This is a genomic window from Halobellus sp., assembly GCF_042218505.1.
Lineage (GTDB): Archaea > Halobacteriota > Halobacteria > Halobacteriales > Haloferacaceae > Haloquadratum.
In genome coordinates, this window is record NZ_JBDGQZ010000063.1 from 1 (window position 1) to 18,326 (window position 18,326).

Sequence of the window (18,326 nt, forward strand, 5' to 3'; positions counted from 1 at the left end):
CAGAGGCGATGAAGGACCTCTACAGCGAGAACCGGACAGAGAGTTATTACGGCGGCGGGCGTCCAACTGAAGAGCAGACGGAAGCAATGACTGACCTCGCCAGCGCCGTCCATCAGTTCGCAGTGAGCCAGATCCGGGAAGGCGGCGTCTGTCTATGTGACTGACTACGTTCCTTACTCCACAAGACTATGGACCGGAATTCATCGACGGAACGGACGCCACTGACCTCTCTCACGGAGTCTTTCGAGCGCTATCTCCAGGACAAGGGGAAAGGCCGCGGTGGGGACGGCGGGAACTACCGACGAAACGCCGCTCGTGAGCTCGAGCGGTTCGCCGAGTGGGCCGCCGGCGACCGTGGCGGCGACGACTGGACCGGGATCGTCCCCGACGACGTCGACCGCGAGCCGACCTTCGACGATCTAGACGAACGCGTGTTCCGGGAATACGCCCGACATCTCGGTGGAGATCGGGGACTCAAGCAGAACACGGTACAAACCTATTACCGCTATATCTCTGCGTGGTGTGGCTGGTGCGTCAACGAGGGATATCTCGAGGCGCATTACGCGCAGCGGGCAAGTGCGATGGCGCCGCTGCCGGAGGACGACGGCCGCAAGCCCGGCGACCAGCAGGCTTGGACGTCCGAACAGCGCCACGCCCTCACCCGCTACGTCGACGAACGGGCCCGCGACGCCGTCGAGGCGTACACGATACTCTCAGAGGATACTGACCCCCTCGACAAGCAGCGAGGACGCTACGCGGCGCTGAAGGCGGCTCGTGACCGGGCTCTGGTGTTCGTCCTCGCATACACCGCCGTCCGCGTCGGGGAACTTCTCCGTGATCCGAACGACCCGCGCCGGCGCGGCGTGCGCTGGGAGGACCTCTCGATCGACGACGGAAGTATGGATGTCTACCGGAAGAAACAGCAGTGGGACGCAGCGAGTCTGCCCGACCCGGTGATCTCGCCGCTGCGGAGCTACCGCCAGCTGATGGACCCACCGACGGAGCGCTGGCCGGTGTTTCCCACGTTCGACCAACGGACGCTCGCAGGATTCGTTCAGGATGAGCTCGAAGAGCGGGGAGAACGCCCCGAAGCAATTACTGAGCGCCGTGATGAATACGCTCGCGACCTGTTACTGGCGTTTGATCAGGACATTCGGCCGCCGTCGATCACGACGGACGGCGCACGGTCGATTCTCCAACGGCTCTCCGACGAGGCTGAAATCGACATTACCCATCCGAAACACGACTATCTCGCACCCCACGGTGGTCGCCGAGGAATGGGTGAGGTTCTCGTCCGAGCATTTGGCTATACCGTGGCTGCTCGATATCTGGACAATTCTGAAGAAATGATACGAGAACGGTATTCACATATCGAAGCTGGAGAGCTCGGTGATTTAGCCACTGAAGCGATCGAATAAATCGATACTGGAACATAACAGATTCTGTATCATCGCTTTCTTTTTAACTTAATATTATATAATAGCATTTACAATCTCAGATCCAAACAGTCGAACCTACTGTCAGTTCCAGAGAACGGCAACTACAACGCAGCACCCATCTCCAGAAGCTCCACGTAGTTTTATATATTTCAATAATAGATCCAGTTTCGTGAGCACGGAATGAGTTTACACTCCTCGTTTGAAACACTGTCGAACGTGCTCAAGGAATTTGACGAGGATGGTCGGTCTACACGCCGAGTAGAGGTCACGGCCGAGCAGCACGCATCAGTGTCCGCGACCGTGGAAGTAAGCGCGTCTTTCAGCGATCTCCTGAACGAGGACTCTCCGCTGTCGTGCTCTCCTTCGACGGCATCGATAGATGACGCTGGACCGTTCGTCACGTTCCGTTTTGAGGACCTTTCGTCGACATTGCTACCGGAGGCTACCGAAAGCCCTGGCGACGGAGAGCCGAATCTATCGATCTCTCCGAACAAGCTTGAGACGCGAGATGGGGAGATCCTAATCGAACTCAATCTTATAATTGATCTCGAAGAGGACGAGTATCCAAATAATGTCGATTCGAACGAATTCCGTGGTATTTCTTCCCGGCTGTCGAAAGACGCAGCAGATACTGACAGCGATACAGCTGGGAGTGAGGGAATCGAGTCGGCCCTCAAGTCGGCACGCACCGACTCTGTTCCCTCCTTCGAGGACACGGAGTACCTCCGTCGGCTGTATGAGATTTCGGAGACTTTCGATGAAATGAGTGATCTGATCGAACTCGACGTCTCTGCCGAAACTGTTCGCCGGTATATGATTGATGCAGGTATCCATTCACCCGAGTCGTATGCGACGATCGACCAGAGTCAGCCAGCTAGATCAACCGACAATTCAGTGGCGACAGATGCCCGGCCTGTAAATGGTTCCGCAACCCGTTCGACACAGGACTCCGAAGACTCCACATCGGTTCGAGTAGACAGCCCACAGCCCGAACTCGACAGCTTAGAGGCTGAGTCTGTGGAGCCACTCCCGAAGGAAGATTTGCTCACGGATGGCGTTGGCTTGCCGGACGACGTCACGCTTCGTGAACTCGCTGAGATCGTGGTGCAGGCCAGAACAGTCCACGAGGTTCATAGTCACCTGGGTATCGGTCACGAACGAACGCGCGAACTACTCCGGCAGCTAAACGTACTTGATCTCGTGGTCAACCGCCTTTCAATCGAAACTGAGCAACGCGTGACTTTCGAGACCGTCGCTGAACGGATCCGCGAGAGTACCTGATCCCACGACACATTGGGGTGGCTGTCAGGGATACGCTCGGTGAAACGAGCTACGAGTGCGCCGGGCGTCGGTCGCGACGACGATTGACCCACGAACAGGCACCTGTCGGAAAAAGCAAACTACTATACTCTACCCGTGTGTGGGTCCGCGTATGCCTGAGTCGGTCGATAGCGTACTGCTCGCGTTCGGTCCGAAGGATCGTGAACACGTACAGCGATTGTTGGACGTGGCTCTACAGTTAGTGGAGCCGACTGGAGCCACGTTGTACATACAGCACGTCTTCCCGCAGGAGGAGTACGACGACCTCATCGACCAGTTGGACGTCAGCCCGGACGCAGAGCCGTTCGGGCCGAGTCAACTCGCAGCACGTCACGAGGCGATCCGAACCCCCGCGGAGCAACTGGACGAGCGGGAAATCGACTACGAGATTCGCGGTGCGGTCGGTGCGCCGGACACAAAGATCGTGCGGACGGCCCGGAACCTGGAGGTCGACCGCGTCTTCATCGGTGGGCGGGGGAGGTCGCCGACCGGCAAGGCGATGTTCGGCGACTACGCCCAACAGGTGCTACTGAACGCTCCCTGTCCGGTCACGTATGTACGTCGGGAGTGACCCCATACGGGGAACGGACGGAAGACGAATGGACTGGTAGTTCCTCCCATAGAGCTCGTGTTTTCGGGTGGATATCAACAACAAATGACTACAAGCAATTATTTATATACTATGGGCGAGCACCTCCATTCGTGATTGGAACGATCGACCACATCGAGATCGAAGCGAGCGACGCCGACGAGATGGCCGAGTTCTTCGAGAAACTCGGATACGAGCAGCACCGTCAGACCGAGCATCACGGCGAGTCCTACGAGTACGTGCCCGCAGACGGCGAGGGACCACTCTTCGAGATCCACACTGTCGAGGGCGAAGAGGTACCGGGCATCAACCACATCGCCTTCGCCGTCGAGGATATTGACGGCGTGACCGAAGACCTCGAAGATGCCGAGATCGACTCGATCGTCGGTCCCTACGACGTGGACAAGACCGGCCGCACGATCACGAATTTTCGTGACCCCGACGGCCGTCGGTTCCAGATCGTTACCGACCAAGACTGAGATCCGACGACCGGAGTCGCTGGATTCGTCGCACCGACTGAATCAGTATATCTCACACCGACCCTACCGATCCGATACATAATATGAACCAGAGCAACAGCTTACGCGAGGCCCTCGAGAACGACGAAGTCGTCTACGGCGCACGTGCCTCGACCTTCTCGCCGACCGTCATCGAAGTGTACGGCACGCTCGGTGTCGACTTCGTTTGGCTCGACTTCGAGCATATGGGGCCCAGTCCGTACGACAGCCGCGTCTTCGAGGATCTCACGCGCGCCGCAGAGGCCCGCGGGACCGAACTCTTCGTTCGGCTCCCCTCCGGCGATCCGCCGCTCATCCGAAAGGTGCTGGACGCTGGCGTCCGAAACCTGCTGATTCCGCGTGTCGACTCCGCCGAGGAGGTGCGGACCGCGGTTGAGGCCACCCGCTTCGTCTACGACGGTGCGCCGGGCGAGCGCGGCAAGGCAAGCGGCCGGTCCAGCAACTGGGGCGCCGCGAGCGACTACGTCGCGACCGAAGACCAGTCGGTCTGTCTCGGCGTGATGATCGAGAAAACGACCGCCGTCGACGATCTCGAGACGATCCTCGACGTCCCAGAACTGGGATTCGTCTTCATCGGTCCTTCGGACCTCTCGGTCCAGATGGGCCACCCGGAAGACAAGAATCACCCGGAAGTGGTCGCCCAGATTGACTCGATCCGAGAGGCCTGCCTCGAGGCCGACGTGCCCGTCGGCGGGATCAGGACTGACCCCGAGCGCATCGCCGAGGCCGAGGCGCAAGGCTACCAGGTCCTGCGTATCGGGGGCGATCTCGGATCGATCAAGCAGACTCTCGGCTCCCGACTGAGCGCGGTCCGCGGCGACGACTGAGACCGCTGCGGTCTCACTCCGGACCGCTCGACAGGAGATTTATTACGTGTGGTCCCGTCACCGACGAATGATGCAGCCTGAAGTCGCACGACTAGGCCACGTAGCGCTTGAGACGCGGGACCTCGAATCGTCGATCGAATTTTTCCACGGAACGGTGGGGCTGGAAATTGTCGACAGAGACGACGACAGCGTCTACCTCAGAGCCGTCGACGAGCACGATCATCACTCGCTCAGCCTGACCGAGGCCGAGCGCTCGCGGATTGACCATATCGGCTGGCAGACCGAAGCCCCCGAACACGTGGCGGCGTTCGCAGACCGGTTCGCCGACCGGGAGATAGACGTGACCTGGATCGACGATGGCGTCGAACCCGGTCAAGGCGATGCGATCCGGTTCGAGGTTCCGAACGGCCACCAGTTCGAGCTCTACGGAGAGATGGAGAAACCAGACCCACCGGCCCAGCGCCGCTCGAAGCTCAAGAACCGCGTGTACGACCCCTCGGACAACAATCCGATCGCACCCCACCGGATCGATCATCTCCAGATCTGGGATCCGGACGGGTTCGAGTGTGCGGAGTGGATCCGCGAAGAGCTCGGGTTCCAGGTGCAGGAGTATTACGACGAGGCCGACGGCACGCGGTGGGGGACGTTCCTCAGCGCCTGCGGGGTGAAGATTGACCTCGCGGTCGTCCAATCCAGCAGTGCGGACGACGAACCTGCCGTCCACCACGTCGCGTACGGCGTCGACACCCCGAACGACCTCTTTGCGGCACACAACGTGATGAACGAGAACGACGTTCCGGTCGACGGGATCGGCCAGCACGGTATCTCTCGTGGGGAGTTTATGTACGCTCGTGATCCGACGAGCGGCCACCGCATCGAGTTCAACACCGGGAGCTACCTCACGCTCGATCCCCACTGGGAGCCCGTCGCCTGGGAGGAAGACGACATCAGCGACGGCGACGATCACCAGTGGATCGGCGGTATCGACAACCTCGAACGGGTCCGGTACGAATAGCTCGTCGGTAGCGTCCTTCTCACACCTACTGGGAACCGAAGTCCGGGACCGGATAGACGGTTTCCATCGCGTACTCCCCGTCCGTCTGCGGGTAGACCAACATCGGAGCGCCGTCGGACCACTGCCCACACGCCGGGACGAGCTGACCTGGCTCCGGCATTCCGGTGTCGGTGAATCCGAACTTTCCGAGGACGGTATCGAACGTCGCCTGAAGGAGCGCGTCTTTGATATCGGTGTTCGTCGTCGAGCCAGCGCTTTGGAGCGCCTGCGCGGCGACCTGGGTGAGCCCGAACGCGTCTCCGAGAACGTCGATCGGAACCGTCCCGGCCTCGACGTCCTCCTGCTGGTGATAGCGCTCAACCAGGGCGTCCGTGCCCGTCGTATCGAGCCCAGCGAGCCAGCCGACCCCGCTACTCCCTACGTAGTTGCCCATCTTGCCGAGAGCCGACGTCCACGCTCTCGGATCGGAGGCTCGGACGAAGTCGACGAGTTTCGGCGAGAAGTTCTGCGAGGCCATCTGCTTGACCGCCGTGATCCCGTCCGGTGGGATCGGATTCGACAGCAGCGCGTCGATGTCCTTGGCTTTGGTCTGTGAAATTAACGTGGTGAAGTCGCTCGTGCCCACTGAGTACGTCTCGCGGAACACGACGTCGTACTTCGTCCCTTCGAAGGTCTGTGCCCAGTAGTCGGCCATCTCTTGGCCCCAGGCCGTGTTAAGCTCCCAGATCGCGAGCCGTGTCGGCGAGTTCGGTCCCAACGAGTCGAACCACAGTTTGGTGTTTCGCGCGATGTCCCGACTCTTCGGGAACGGCGCGAACGTCCACTCGTAGTTCTTCTGCTCGTGTGGCTTCATATAGGCGAAGGTGCTTCCGAGGAACGGGAGTTCCTGGTTCTCGGCGAAGGCGCTCCCCGCGGTGACGAGCAGACTGGAGAAGCTCCCCCACAGCAATGCGACATCGTTGTTCGAGACGATCTGTTGGAGCTTCGAACGCGTCTTTTTCGGGTCGCCCTCGTCGTCTTTGATTATCAGTTTCACCTCGCGGCCGTCGATTCCGCCGTTGCTGTTGATGTAGTCGATTCCGATCTTGTATCCTCGCAGCATCGATCGCCCCGTCGAAGAGAGCGGGCCAGTCTTGGGGATTGTCGCCCCGATGAGTATCGGTCCCTTCGAGCTGCCGCCCGTCGAGGAAGTCGTCGAACACCCGGCGAGTGCTGTGGCACTCACCGCGGTCGCGCCCCCGGTTTTGAGAACGGCCCGTCGAGTGACAGGCGTGGCACTGTTTACCATAGTATTATCCACAGAACTGATATAAATAAAAGTTTTTTTCAGATATCATCCCGGTGAGGCCGACGGCGGACTCGTCGACGCACCTGGATGTTATCGGGAGTCTTCGAGGTACGGGCTCGGCTGGACCGTCGCCGAGATCTCCGTCTGCGTGTGCGATTCGACGGTCGGGTTCGGCGACTCGCCGTTCTTTTCGCCCCAGACCAGCGTGACCTCGGTGCCGGGCTCGCTGTACTCCGTGTCGATCGAACAGATTGAAATCATCTGGCGATCGCTGTAGGAGTACGCGAAGCTTTTCGAAATGCCGACGACATCGCCATCGGAGAGGACCTCGTCGTGGTGTGCGCCCCAGCGGTCGCGGGGCAGATCGAAGATCTTGTGCGGCAGCCGCTCGTCTTGGAACAACGACGCGAAGAGGCCAGCCGCGTCCTCATCGTCCCACACGAGTGTGACGCGGGTCCGTTCAGGATTGGTTACCTCGGCTTTGAGCGCCTCTTTCCCCACGAAGTCGTGATCGAAGGTGACCATATGGTCGTAGCCGAGGTCGATCGGACTCACGTAATAGCCGCTGATCTCTTCGGCAGAGTAGCTCCCCCCGATCGAGTAGGTGCCCTCGTAGCTGTCGGCATCGAGCCATTCGCGGTACTCCCGCATTTCAGCACCGGTGTAGATCGCAGGGACGTGGGTGGTGACCCAGCCGAGTTTGACGCTAAGGGGCTCGTACGCTCGGGTGCCCAGCCGCTTGATCCCGTAGTCGGCGCCAGCTTCAAGTATGACGTCCTTGATCAGGTCGCTATGCTCGTAGGAACCCTGCAGTTCGAAACCGACCTCGCCGGCCATCCCGTGGCGCAGGGCGCGGACTTCTTCGCCCGCGATGGTGATTCGCTTGAAGTTGAAGAACGGGATGTCGGTGAGGTCGTCGTCGACAAGCTCCTGCATCACATCCAACGCGTTAGGGCCTTGGACCTGGTAAGTGAAGAAATACGGGTCGTCAGGGTTCTTCGATGACTTGGGGTATATCGTCTGCTCGACGTCGTAGCCGCCGGTCTCGATGTTGTAGGCTACCCAGTGTGCGGCCGGGACCTTGCCGCTCATCACGAACTTTTCCTCGCCGATGCGCTGAAGGACGCCATCGCCGATGAAGTAGCCGTCCGGGTTGCACATAATCGCCTGCTTGGCCTTCCCGACGTCGAACCCGTCGAAGCTGTTGGTCGAGAGATGATTCAGGACGTCGAAGGCGTCGGGGCCCTCGATGACCTGGTCCATCTGGTGGTGAGAGAGGTCTGCGAGGACGCACGTTTCACGGGTCGCCCGGAGTTCGTCCATCCAATTAGTGTACTCGCGTGCGACTTCGCGGGGCCACGTCCATCGGCCCCCTGCCTGCCGCAGCATCTCTACTGGGCATTCAGCTACCTCTAAAGCAGACTGTAGGCTTTTGTTTGCCATACGAAGTCGAACTAATCGGACTACTATAAGATTTTGGTTGCGATTCGATTCAACTATAATAAACAGTATTCACGTTCTTATGCTAGTATGGCACTCGCTCCTGTTCAACACTTAGGCACTGGTAACCACGGAATCAACCATCCCTGAACACCTCTATTGTGCCAACTTATCGCATAACATCGCCAGAGTAGCTCCATACAGCAGTTGTTTACTATTGTTGAACAAATATAAAATAATTATTTGTCCGCTTTATCGATACGGGTAACAGATGTACGACTGTTACTTACTGTTTCCACTGGCCCGATTGGACAGTAGAGCGATTTTACTAAATATAACATATGTACATTCGTTATTTTCGTTCCTCACGGTCTATCGCTAGATGCCACTTTGGGAGTACGTAAGTTTGAGTTCAAGTTCGTTGGCGGCGCCTGTGACCGTCTCCGGAATCTCCTCCTCGAAGCGCTCGCCGACGAAACGGTTCGCTGGCCCAGCGAGGCTGACCGAACCTGCGACGGTGCTGTCGAGCAGGACCGGTGCGGCGACTGCTCGCATTCCCTCGACTGACTCTTGATTGGAGATCGCATACCCGCGGTCCCGAATCTCGGCAAGTTCGTCCAATAGCTCGTCCGGATCGGTTATTGTGTTTTCGGTCTTCGCTTCGAGTCCGCGCTCTTCGACGATCCACTGGATCCGGTCTTCAGGCAGATGGGCCAGGATGGCCTTTCCGCTCGCCGTGCAGTGGAGCGGCGACCGATCGCCGACAGAGAGATCAGTCCGGATCGATCGCTCGCCTTCAGTTCCGTAGACGTAGATGGCCTCGCACTGCTCTTCGACGAAGCAGGCGGCCAGTTCTCCGGTTGAGTCGGCCAGTTCTTCTACTTTTGATTTGACCTGCGGGAAGATCGGTTCGTTCCACAGCGAGTACATCCCGAACTCGAGGAACCGCAGCCCGATCTCGTAGCCCCCGTTGCTCTTGGCGACGAACTGGTTGTCGTACAGCGTGTTCAGATACACCTGCACCGTGCTCTTCGGGATATCTAGCTCGTTCGAGAGTTCCGTGACAGTCTTAGCGCCGTTCGATTTCAGATGTTCAAGTATAACAAACAGCTTATCCGCCGACTTGAGCACGTTGTGTCGCTTTGGCATACCACACATTTCGATATAGGGGAATAAGAGCCTTTCTCACCCTATCGATGAAACCGCTTTTTGTCCAATATTGTTGCACACATTGCACTAGATTTCTCTCGTGGTCGATATCAGGCATCACATATTTTATTTAGGATTAGATTGTGCCAGAATGTATGGAGGAACCTGCCCTCTATAGCATCGGCGAGACTGTACAAATGTCAGAAGAAAAACTCTACCAGGACGAACCGATCGACTACGAGGAGTTCATTCTTGACGACGGAGGACTCGATGTCGAAGCGTGGATTATTCGGTCAACCTACGAAATCTGGGACCTCCAGATGCCCGGCCGAATCGAGTACTACTACGACGACGACTGCGTCATCCACGCCGCCAACGGCAACGAAGTCGAGGGCACCGACGAAATCATCGAACACACGCTCAACTGGCAGTCCGCATTCCCTGGGATCAAAATCAAGATTCTTGACGTCCTCTGGGAAGGAAATGAGGAAAACGGCTACAAGACGAGTATGCCCAGCTATATGATCGGCAAAAACACCGGACACAGCCAGTTCGGTCCCCCGACAGGGAAAGAACTCACGCGTGAGAACAATCTCAGCATCTACAACTGCCTGATCGAGAAGGTTGACGGCCGGTGGCAGTACACCGAAGAGTGGTCGAACTACGACAATGCCGCGATGGAGTGGGCGTGTACCTCCGAGGATCGCGATGCCGAAGAGGACTCCGAGAGCCCTCCTACGCGCTAACACGGGAGTGGTGGTCGGCGTCAGTGTCCCGACAATAACAGTTAATTTTAACTATTATGCACCCGGTGAACGACTATGGGAAATGATGGCAGCCCACTGACTCGCAGAAAAGTAGTGAAATCACTCGGTACCGGTGCCGTAGCGACGGCTCTCGCGGGATGTTCCGGTGGCGGGGGGAGCAACACAAAGACGAGCGGCGGAACGTCTGGAGGCACCACCGGTGGCACGACCAGCGGGAACACCACCAGCGGACAAAAGAACGTCAAGGTCACCCTGGCGGGCACGGGCGGTAGCTGGGGCGACGCCCGCGCGAACGCGTTCTACGATCCGTTTCGGAATGGAAAGATGACGTGGGAAGAAGAGCACAAACTGGAGTTTTCCGCTGTGCCGTCGGAACAGTACGTTTCAGCTCTGAAACAGTCGCCCAAGAGTCCGCAATACAACCTCGTCGAACTCGACGGGATGCGAGCCCAGGTACTCGGCAAGCGCGGCGCGGTGGCCAACCAGATGGACCTCGTCGACAATATGGACAACGTCGCGGACGCGTACAAGAATAGATATATGGGGGGGACGACGGTTTTCCCGCGTGGTCTCGCCTGGCGGAAGGACAAGCTCGACCTCACACTCAAGACGTGGAACGACCTGATCGACCCCGCGCTCAAGGGGAAAGTCAGTATCGGGGCGTGGGACCAGGCCGGCTCGAAGTACTTCTTCGCGATCAACCAAGTGATGGGCGGCACCCTCGACAACATCCAGCCCGGACTCGACTGGCTCCGCGAGTTCGTCGAGGTCACAGACCCGAAGGTCACGTCGTCGACCGACCAGGCGATGCAGTTCTGGAAGAACGGCGAGATCTACGCCGCGCCCTGGCTGTCTGCTCGCGTCGACCAGTTGCGGAACAACCAGGGCTTCGATATGGGCTTTTCCATCCCGAAGGGCGGTTCCGTGATGGACTACTGGGGCTATCCGATGACCAAACACGTGCCCGAGGCCCAGAAACAGACGGCCGTTAAGTTCCTCCAAGGGGCGTACGATCCCAAGGTCCAGGCCAACTTCGCGGAGGCCTTCGGCTATCCGCCGGCCACGCCGAAGTCCTACGAGTACATCTCCGAGGAGGCCAAGCAGAAACACCCCACGATGGTCCTCACCGACGAACAGATCTCGCGGTTCAATATGGGCATCGACTGGGTCAAGGTCCAAGAGATCAAGCCGCAAGTGGCCTCGAAGTGGCGGAAGATCATCGCGCGCTGATCTTCCAGGAAGGGCTCCCGACATCCGCCGACCCTGTCACCCACCTCCGCCGGGTTGTCTGCCCGGCTATTCATTACGTTTGTTGAGCAGTAATTGTCGATTCTCGGACTCCGTCGACGATCGATGTCCATTCGGACACGAAACTTTACGACAGTTGAATACACCTCATTCCGGCCACAAAAATGAGGAAGATTTAAATACTTGATTTCTAATTGTCTCATAGAACAATCAATGGCATTCGTAGATTTATTGGACCTGCGGAAGACGTACGACGATGTCGTCGCGGTAGATGACGTGTCGATCGACGTCGTAGAGGGCGAGTTCGTCTCGATCCTTGGACCGTCGGGATCCGGAAAGACGACGATGCTGAAGTCGATCGCGGGGTTCGTCGAGCCCGACGATGGACAGATCGTCGTCGCAGGGGACGATATGATCGGGCTTCCGCCGGAAGACCGGAATATGGGGCTCGTGTTCCAGCGGCTCGCGCTCTTCCCCCATATGTCGGTCTTCGACAACGTCGCGTTCGGGCTGCGTCACCGTGAGAACCTCTCGGAGGACGAACTGAAAGAGCGTGTCTCCGACATTCTGGAGGTCGTCTCCCTCCCTGGCTACGAAGACCGAAGTATCCAGAACCTCAGCGGTGGCGAGCAGCAGCGGGTTGCCCTGGCGCGCGTGCTCGTACTCGAACCGGACCTGCTCCTCTACGACGAACCACTGTCGGACCTCGACAGACAGCTCCGCGAGCAGATGCGCCGAGAGATCGCAGACCTCCACGATCGGCTGGAGATCACGTCTATCTATGTCACCCACAACCAGCGAGAGGCGCTCACGCTGTCGGACCGCGTCCTCGTTCTGCACGAGGGCGAGAAGATCCGCTACGCGCCGCCTTCGGAACTGTATCAGAGCCCCCAGTCGGAGTTCGTCGCAAACTTCGTCGGCGACTCGAACTTCATCTCCGGGGACGTGGTCCGGGAGAACGGACGGGCGGCCTTCCAGAACGACGTCTTTTCGCTTCCGCTCGACGACCCGCCCGCAGACCCAGCGTCGGAACTACTCTACATCCGCCCCGAAGACATCACACTGGACGGGGAGGACAGCCAAGACGACGCCTACGACGGAACCGTCGTGAGTACGGTCCACCTGGGGTCGGTCACCGAGTACAACGTCGACATCGAGGGGACGGAGTTCCTCGTCACCAAGCTCGGTGCGCCCAAACACGACGAGGGCGACGTCGTCTCCGTCAGGTTCACAGACTACGACCTCATCGGGAAGGGGGACGCCTGATATGCTGAGTTCGATCAATCGCGTGTACGATCAGACGAAGACGTCGTATCGTCTCCTCTCCGAAGAGGCCGACGAGTACCTGCCGCTGGCCCCGCCGGCAGCCTACCTCCTGGTCTTCCTGCTCCTCCCGTTCGCGTACACGGTTTCCATCGGTTTCTTCGAGTACAGCGCGACCAAGATCATCCGCTGGCAGTTCACCCTGAACCACTACCAGTCGCTGCTGTTCGATCCCTTCTACCGATCGGTCCTGACCTATACGGTCAAGCTCTCGGTGATCGTCTCCGTGGTCTGCATCCTGTTCGGATATCCGCTGGGGTACTTCATCGCCCGGACCACACCGATCCGAAGGCAGCTCGCGCTGTTTTCGGTCTTCCTCCCCCTGATGATCGGAACGGTCGTCCGCGTGTACGGCTGGATCGTCCTGTTTGCGACCAATGGCGTCATCAACGATTTCCTCACGGCTGCCTTCGGGATGCAGCTCAATCTGCTGGGGAACACCACGTCGGTCACGATCGGTCTGGTGGGGGTCTACCTCCCGCTCGTAGTCCTCCCCGTGTACTCCGCGATCGAGGATTTGGACGATTCACTGATCCCGGCCGCGCGGAACCTGGGCGCGAACCGGCTCGAGGCCTTCCTCAAGGTGACGCTCCCGCTCAGCCTCCCGGGACTCATTACAGGGACGATCTTCGTGTTCGTGCTTACGATGAACTCCATCGTGACGCCCGCGCTGATGGGCGGACGAACGGATCTCACGATGGGGCTCCTCGTGTACACGCACGCGGTCAACTCGACTAACTGGCCCTTCGCGAGCGCAGTCGGAACGGTCCTGACGCTCGCGACCACGGCGCTGGTCTACGTGTACTTCAGCCTCATCAAGGGCCGGATGGGGGCCTCACAATGAGCCTTCTGAGTACGCTCGCCGGAGCGCTGCCGACTGGGTCGTCGGAGTCGCGGTCGCTGTCGACGCCGAGTCTCGTCGCAGGCAACGCGGTCTACTACACGCTGCTGGCGCTGAGCCTTGCCGTGCTCGTCTTGCCCGTCGTGATCGTCGTCGCGGTCTCGTTCACGTCGACGGACTACCAGACGTTCCCGCCGCAGGGGTTCTCGCTTCGATGGTACGAAGCCTTCCTCCAGAGCCAGTTCTTCGATGCGTTCTTCTTCGTCAGCCTCCCGATCGCGATCGCTGTGGGCGTCATCTCGACGATCCTCGGCATTCTGGCCGCGTACGGCGTTGTACGACGTGACCTTCCGTTCGAGAACGAGGTCGTGATGTACTTCCTCTTGCCGCTGATCTTCCCGCCGGCCATCATCGCCCTGGCGCTGATGGTCGTGTACAATGCGGGCATCATCAGCAGGCTCCCCGCGTTCCTCCAGATCGCGGGTGGACACATCGTGATCACGATTCCTTACACCTTCCTGACGGCGATGACGGCCCTCCAATCGATCGACACCGAGCTCGAAGAGGCGGCCCGGAACCTTGGAGCGAACCAGTTTCAGGCTTTCCGGAAGGTCACGCTCCCACTGATGCGGAGCGGCGTGGTCTCCGGCTTCCTGCTGGCGTTCATCCTCTCCTTTACTGACTCCGTCATCGCCCTGTTCCTCTCGGGCGGGAGCACGACGACGCTGCCCGTTCGCATCTTCCTGTTCCTGCAGTTCGACTCGTCGCCCCTCGTGGCCGCGACGGCGACCGTCCAGATCCTCCTCGTCTTGGTATTGGTGTTGCTCATCGGACGGCTCGTCGGATTCAAGGCCGTCACAGCGGATATCTGATACTGTCTTTATACCGTCGGACGAAACCGTTGATACCCTCGCGCTCGCTTCGGGTCGCTTCGAGGGCAAACATTTACCATTGCGACCCGAAGAGGAGTTGGTATGACGGTAGATCCTGGCAAGACGCCTCTCTATATCGACGGCGAGTGGCACGCATCCGACAGCGACGACCGGATTCCGGTCGTCGATCCGACCACCGAAGAAGCGTTCGTCTCCGTGCTGTCGGCGACGGAAGCCGAGGTCCACCGGGCGACGGCCGCGGCCCGGGCGGCCCAACCGGAGTGGGAGCGACGGCCGGCGAAAGAGCGCGGCGACCTGGTCAGAGAGATCGCCGACCTCCTGGAGGACAATGTCGAGTCGCTCGCAGACACGCTCGTCCGAGAGCAGGGGAAGACGCGGTCGGTCGCAGAGTACGAGATCGAAGCCTCAGCCGACATCGCCCGGTATATGTCGGAGTGGGACCGCCGCATTGAGGGCGACGTCGTCCCCGGCAGCGAACCCCGACAATCGATCAACCTCCTCAGGAAGCCCTACGGCGTCGTCGCAGGAATTATCCCTTGGAATTTCCCTGTTTCGGTGTTCGTACGAAAGTTTGCCCCCGCGATTGTTACGGGCAACACCACGGTCATCAAGCCGAGCGAACTCACCCCGGTGACGACGCTTGAACTGATGGATCTCATCCACAAGGAGGTCAATCTCCCGTCGGGCGTCCTGAACATTGTCCCAGGCGGGGGCGCTGTCGGCGCCGGCCTCGTATCGGACGACGAGGTCGATTATGTTACGATGACGGGGAACGTCGACACTGGTAAAGCCATTATGCGTAACGCGGCCGACGACCTCACTCGTGTCTCTCTCGAGCTTGGGGGGAAGGCGCCAGCCATCGTCGCTGCGGACGCTGATATAGAGACTGCCGTCGAGAATATCGTCGCTTCGCGCACGATCAACGCCGGACAGGTCTGTACATGTGTCGAGCGGATATACGTTCACGAGGATGTCCGTGAGGAGTTCGAAGAGCGGTTCACTGAGGCGATGCGAGCGGTCGAAATCGGTGACCCGCGCGACGATCCCGATATGGGTCCCCAGGTGAGTGCCGATGAGCTGGAGAAAACGAACAACGCGATCCGGCACGCGGTTGAACAGGGTGCCACCGTAGCCGCCGGCGGAGCCGGTGTTGACGAAGCGCCCGCAGAGACGGGCTTCTGGATCCAGCCAACGGTCCTCACCGATGTTGATCAAGATATGGACGTGATTCACGAGGAGGTGTTCGGCCCCGTCGCGCCGGTCGTGGAAGTCGCATCCGTCGACCAGGCTGTCGAGTTCGCTAATGACTCCCGGTATGGACTCTCATCGTACGTGTTCACGGAGAGCTATCGCGATGCAATGCGCATCGCGGAGGACCTCGAATTCGGCGAGACGTTCATCAACGGGAGCGGTGGCGCCCAACAGGGCCACCACATCGGCTGGAACGAGTCAGGAATCGGTGGCGAGGACGGCAAGTATGGCGCGATGAAGTACACGCAGATCAAATCGGTCTATCACAATTTCGATTGATCTCGGGACTCTCACTCTCTCCCCGTGGTCACTGTGTGTAGTCGTTAAATATAATACCGGCAGGGCAGATTCTCGCGTATGGTCGACACGACAGCCGGAGTCGTCGGACTCGGCAAGATGGGCGGCAATATGGCGAAGCACCTGCTAGACGAGGGGTTCGAGGTTTATGGCTACGACATCCAGCCGACGGCCCGCGAGGCGTTCGCAGAATACGGCGGAACTACCGCCGAGAGCGCCCGCGACGTGGCCCGTCAGGCCGACGTGACGATCACGAGCCTCCCGAATTCGGAGATCGTCGAAGCGACGTACACGGGCGACGATGGCCTCGCACACGAGGCCGTCGAGACGATATTCCTGGAGATGAGCACGATCGCGCCACCGACGACAGAAGTCGTTGCCGACGCCGTTGCCGAGACCCCCGCGGACATCCTTGACGCGCCGATCACAGGGGGGCCAGAGAACTCCCGAGAGGGCACGCTAACCGGTCTCGTCGGCGGCGACGAGGCGGTCTTCGAGTCCGAACCGGCTCAGGACGTGCTGTCTGCACTCTGTGCGGAACTCCACTATGCTGGGTCGTCGGGATCCGGCCACGCGATGAAGCTATTGAACAACACGATGTCGATGGGGAATCTGCTGCTGGCGATGGAGACCGTCGCGCTCGGCGCACGCTATGGGATCGACGGCGAACGCCTCTGGGACATCCTCGGCAACGCGAGTGCCACGTCGGTCGCGTTCGAGAGCCGGATGCCGCGCGTGCTCGAACGGGACTTCGAGGCCGGGTTCAGCGTCGACTTCGCACGGAAAGACGTCGGACTGGCGGTCGATATGGCCGATGACGAGGACTTCCCGATGGTGATGGGTGGGTTGGTCCACCGGCTTTACACCCGAGCCAGCGACGAGGGCTTTGGTGAGGAGGACGTCGGTGCGGTCGTAAAGATGTTCGAGCAGGAATTGGAAGATCGAGTCGGCGGCGATTGAGACTGTTTATTGCTCGTCGAGGCGGCTGTAGAGTTCGGCGGCGTCGATCGTCTTCCGGTCGTTGGCGTGGATCGAACGCCCCTCGTCCGCGAAGTTCGCCTCGAAGTTGACGTATCTTTTCAGCTTCTCGGAGGCGTTCTCGAAGACGGGCGTTCCGTGGTTGAGGATGGCGACCTCGAAGTCATACTCGAGGAGTTTCTCGAGGTTCTTCTCGGCGGCCACAGCCGCCTCGGGCGGTTGATTCGTGTGGGTCGCCTGCGGAGGATGCAACAGATAGCCCGGCGGGAGTCCACGGCGATCAGACCCGCTGACCGTATCCGCGCAATGGGCGATCCCGGCCGCCTCGTCGATGAGGACCGAGTTTCCGGGTGAGTGTCCCGGTACGTGCACCGTCTCGAACCGGCCGATCTCCTCACCGTCTCCGAAGAGGTGATCAGGTTTGGTCTGGATGTCGATACCGTAGTCGTCGAGTTCGACGACGTTGTCTTCTTCGGGCACCCACGTCTCCAAGCCGTATCGTTCGACCACCTCGTCGAACGCCCCGACGTGATCGAGGTGCCGGTGGGTAATGATCAGCCGTTCCGGTTCGACACCGATCTCTTCGATTCCCTTGAAGAGGAACTCCACGCGGTTCTGAAAGCAGGTGTCGACGAGCGTCGGGATGTCGCCGTCGAGATCGTAGAAGTACGTCCGGTGACGTTCCCCCTGTGTGATCTCGGGCCCCTCGTCTGCGGTCTGCCAGGTGATATCGTAGACGGTGTCGGCGATGTCGAGTTCTCTGACGACGGGTGAACTGTCGGCCATAGTGGATCAATTCGGTCGGCATATAAATATATACCGTCGATGCGGCGGGACCGTTGTCGCCCGAACGTATGATTTAGGTACCCCCGAACGAATCACTCGCGTGTTGGATATTACCAATGTCTGCTACCAGTGACAAAGAGCGCGTCCACGCGCTCTCACAAACCATCCACGAGGCGACACCGGAGACGGCCGAGGCGCTCGTCTCCGAGTACTACCACGACGACGCCGTCTTGCGCGGGCCGGCACCACTCGACGACTGCCGCGGCGTCGAGGGAATCGCCGAGCGGTTCTGGGAGCCGATCTTGACCGCGTTCCCGGACCTCGAAAAGAACAACTACATCCTCTTCGGCGGCGAGT

General features: G+C 59.5%; 18 protein-coding genes. 14 read left to right on the top strand and 4 right to left on the bottom strand.

Features of this window, described 5'->3' with window-relative positions:
- The first annotated feature begins 188 nt into the window (after positions 1-188).
- The 6 genes from ABEI27_RS14840 to ABEI27_RS14865 all read left to right on the top strand — a co-directional run bounded on the left by ABEI27_RS14840 (position 189) and on the right by ABEI27_RS14865 (position 5,708).
- A complete protein-coding gene (locus ABEI27_RS14840; protein ID WP_375800188.1) occupies positions 189-1,418 on the top strand; it encodes a phage integrase SAM-like domain-containing protein in 1,230 nt (409 codons plus the stop codon).
- Positions 1,419-1,619: 201 nt separating this feature from the next.
- A complete protein-coding gene (locus tag ABEI27_RS14845) occupies positions 1,620-2,720 on the top strand; it encodes a hypothetical protein (protein ID WP_375800189.1) in 1,101 nt (366 codons plus the stop codon).
- Between the two features lie 151 nt (positions 2,721-2,871).
- Positions 2,872-3,330 (top strand): universal stress protein, encoded by a 459-nt coding sequence (locus tag ABEI27_RS14850; RefSeq protein WP_375800190.1) that lies wholly within the window; start codon positions 2,872-2,874, stop codon positions 3,328-3,330.
- Between the two features lie 131 nt (positions 3,331-3,461).
- Positions 3,462-3,827: a VOC family protein gene (locus ABEI27_RS14855; protein WP_089768094.1), complete on the top strand. Its 366-nt coding sequence runs from the start codon at positions 3,462-3,464 to the stop codon at positions 3,825-3,827.
- An 83-nt stretch (positions 3,828-3,910) separates the two neighbouring features.
- Positions 3,911-4,693 carry an HpcH/HpaI aldolase/citrate lyase family protein gene (locus ABEI27_RS14860; RefSeq protein ID WP_375800191.1) on the top strand — a complete coding sequence of 261 codons (783 nt, stop codon included), beginning with the start codon at positions 3,911-3,913 and terminating at the stop codon, positions 4,691-4,693.
- Positions 4,694-4,760: 67 nt separating this feature from the next.
- On the top strand, positions 4,761-5,708 hold the full coding sequence (locus tag ABEI27_RS14865) for a VOC family protein (protein ID WP_375800192.1): 948 nt from the start codon (positions 4,761-4,763) through the stop codon (positions 5,706-5,708).
- 25 nt (positions 5,709-5,733) lie between these two features.
- Here ABEI27_RS14865 and ABEI27_RS14870 read toward each other — a convergent pair whose 3' ends face one another.
- The 3 genes from ABEI27_RS14870 to ABEI27_RS14880 all read right to left on the bottom strand — a co-directional run bounded on the left by ABEI27_RS14870 (position 5,734) and on the right by ABEI27_RS14880 (position 9,585).
- Complete coding sequence (locus ABEI27_RS14870) at positions 5,734-6,996, bottom strand: amino acid ABC transporter substrate-binding protein (protein WP_375800193.1); 1,263 nt, start codon at positions 6,994-6,996, stop codon at positions 5,734-5,736.
- Positions 6,997-7,086: 90 nt separating this feature from the next.
- Positions 7,087-8,439, bottom strand: coding sequence for an aminomethyl transferase family protein (locus ABEI27_RS14875; protein WP_375800194.1), 1,353 nt, complete (start codon positions 8,437-8,439; stop codon positions 7,087-7,089).
- 375 nt (positions 8,440-8,814) lie between these two features.
- A complete protein-coding gene (locus ABEI27_RS14880; protein WP_375800195.1) occupies positions 8,815-9,585 on the bottom strand; it encodes an IclR family transcriptional regulator in 771 nt (256 codons plus the stop codon).
- Positions 9,586-9,740: 155 nt separating this feature from the next.
- On the opposite strand from ABEI27_RS14880, the gene ABEI27_RS14885 reads away from it, so the two are divergent.
- The 7 genes from ABEI27_RS14885 to ABEI27_RS14915 all read left to right on the top strand — a co-directional run bounded on the left by ABEI27_RS14885 (position 9,741) and on the right by ABEI27_RS14915 (position 17,165).
- Positions 9,741-10,331 carry an ester cyclase gene (locus ABEI27_RS14885; protein WP_375800196.1) on the top strand — a complete coding sequence of 197 codons (591 nt, stop codon included), beginning with the start codon at positions 9,741-9,743 and terminating at the stop codon, positions 10,329-10,331.
- A 114-nt stretch (positions 10,332-10,445) separates the two neighbouring features.
- Positions 10,446-11,582: a PotD/PotF family extracellular solute-binding protein gene (locus ABEI27_RS14890; protein ID WP_375800197.1), complete on the top strand. Its 1,137-nt coding sequence runs from the start codon at positions 10,446-10,448 to the stop codon at positions 11,580-11,582.
- A gap of 231 nt (positions 11,583-11,813) precedes the next feature.
- Complete coding sequence (locus ABEI27_RS14895) at positions 11,814-12,866, top strand: ABC transporter ATP-binding protein (RefSeq protein WP_375800198.1); 1,053 nt, start codon at positions 11,814-11,816, stop codon at positions 12,864-12,866.
- A 1-nt stretch (position 12,867) separates the two neighbouring features.
- The gene (locus tag ABEI27_RS14900; protein WP_375800199.1) at positions 12,868-13,767 is read left to right on the top strand and encodes an ABC transporter permease; all 900 of its coding nucleotides are present in this window, start codon (positions 12,868-12,870) and stop codon (positions 13,765-13,767) included.
- On the top strand, positions 13,764-14,636 hold the full coding sequence (locus ABEI27_RS14905) for an ABC transporter permease (protein WP_375800200.1): 873 nt from the start codon (positions 13,764-13,766) through the stop codon (positions 14,634-14,636). The genes ABEI27_RS14900 and ABEI27_RS14905 overlap by 4 nt, the downstream gene beginning before the upstream one ends.
- Positions 14,637-14,738: 102 nt before the next feature.
- Positions 14,739-16,187 (top strand): aldehyde dehydrogenase, encoded by a 1,449-nt coding sequence (gene aldA, locus ABEI27_RS14910; protein WP_375800201.1) that lies wholly within the window; start codon positions 14,739-14,741, stop codon positions 16,185-16,187.
- A 78-nt stretch (positions 16,188-16,265) separates the two neighbouring features.
- Positions 16,266-17,165, top strand: coding sequence for an NAD(P)-dependent oxidoreductase (locus tag ABEI27_RS14915; RefSeq protein ID WP_375800202.1), 900 nt, complete (start codon positions 16,266-16,268; stop codon positions 17,163-17,165).
- A 6-nt stretch (positions 17,166-17,171) separates the two neighbouring features.
- Here ABEI27_RS14915 and ABEI27_RS14920 read toward each other — a convergent pair whose 3' ends face one another.
- Entirely contained in the window at positions 17,172-17,969 is a 798-nt protein-coding gene (locus tag ABEI27_RS14920; protein WP_375800203.1) for an MBL fold metallo-hydrolase, read from the bottom strand.
- A 116-nt stretch (positions 17,970-18,085) separates the two neighbouring features.
- Between ABEI27_RS14920 and ABEI27_RS14925 the strand changes: the two genes are divergently transcribed.
- Positions 18,086-18,326, top strand: a 241-nt coding sequence (locus ABEI27_RS14925; RefSeq protein WP_375800204.1) for a hypothetical protein, incomplete at its 3' end; no start/stop codon positions are given.

Coding starts and splice junctions, on each gene's coding strand:
- ABEI27_RS14870 (WP_375800193.1), bottom strand. CDS start 6,996: ATGGTAAACAGTGCCACGCCTGTCACTCGACGGGCCGTTCTCAAAACC.
- ABEI27_RS14920 (WP_375800203.1), bottom strand. CDS start 17,969: ATGGCCGACAGTTCACCCGTCGTCAGAGAACTCGACATCGCCGACACC.
- ABEI27_RS14880 (WP_375800195.1), bottom strand. CDS start 9,585: ATGCCAAAGCGACACAACGTGCTCAAGTCGGCGGATAAGCTGTTTGTT.
- aldA (WP_375800201.1), top strand. CDS start 14,739: ATGACGGTAGATCCTGGCAAGACGCCTCTCTATATCGACGGCGAGTGG.
- ABEI27_RS14915 (WP_375800202.1), top strand. CDS start 16,266: ATGGTCGACACGACAGCCGGAGTCGTCGGACTCGGCAAGATGGGCGGC.
- ABEI27_RS14895 (WP_375800198.1), top strand. CDS start 11,814: ATGGCATTCGTAGATTTATTGGACCTGCGGAAGACGTACGACGATGTC.
- ABEI27_RS14840 (WP_375800188.1), top strand. CDS start 189: ATGGACCGGAATTCATCGACGGAACGGACGCCACTGACCTCTCTCACG.
- ABEI27_RS14850 (WP_375800190.1), top strand. CDS start 2,872: ATGCCTGAGTCGGTCGATAGCGTACTGCTCGCGTTCGGTCCGAAGGAT.
- ABEI27_RS14860 (WP_375800191.1), top strand. CDS start 3,911: ATGAACCAGAGCAACAGCTTACGCGAGGCCCTCGAGAACGACGAAGTC.
- ABEI27_RS14905 (WP_375800200.1), top strand. CDS start 13,764: ATGAGCCTTCTGAGTACGCTCGCCGGAGCGCTGCCGACTGGGTCGTCG.
- ABEI27_RS14885 (WP_375800196.1), top strand. CDS start 9,741: ATGGAGGAACCTGCCCTCTATAGCATCGGCGAGACTGTACAAATGTCA.
- ABEI27_RS14900 (WP_375800199.1), top strand. CDS start 12,868: ATGCTGAGTTCGATCAATCGCGTGTACGATCAGACGAAGACGTCGTAT.
- ABEI27_RS14845 (WP_375800189.1), top strand. CDS start 1,620: ATGAGTTTACACTCCTCGTTTGAAACACTGTCGAACGTGCTCAAGGAA.
- ABEI27_RS14865 (WP_375800192.1), top strand. CDS start 4,761: ATGATGCAGCCTGAAGTCGCACGACTAGGCCACGTAGCGCTTGAGACG.
- ABEI27_RS14875 (WP_375800194.1), bottom strand. CDS start 8,439: ATGGCAAACAAAAGCCTACAGTCTGCTTTAGAGGTAGCTGAATGCCCA.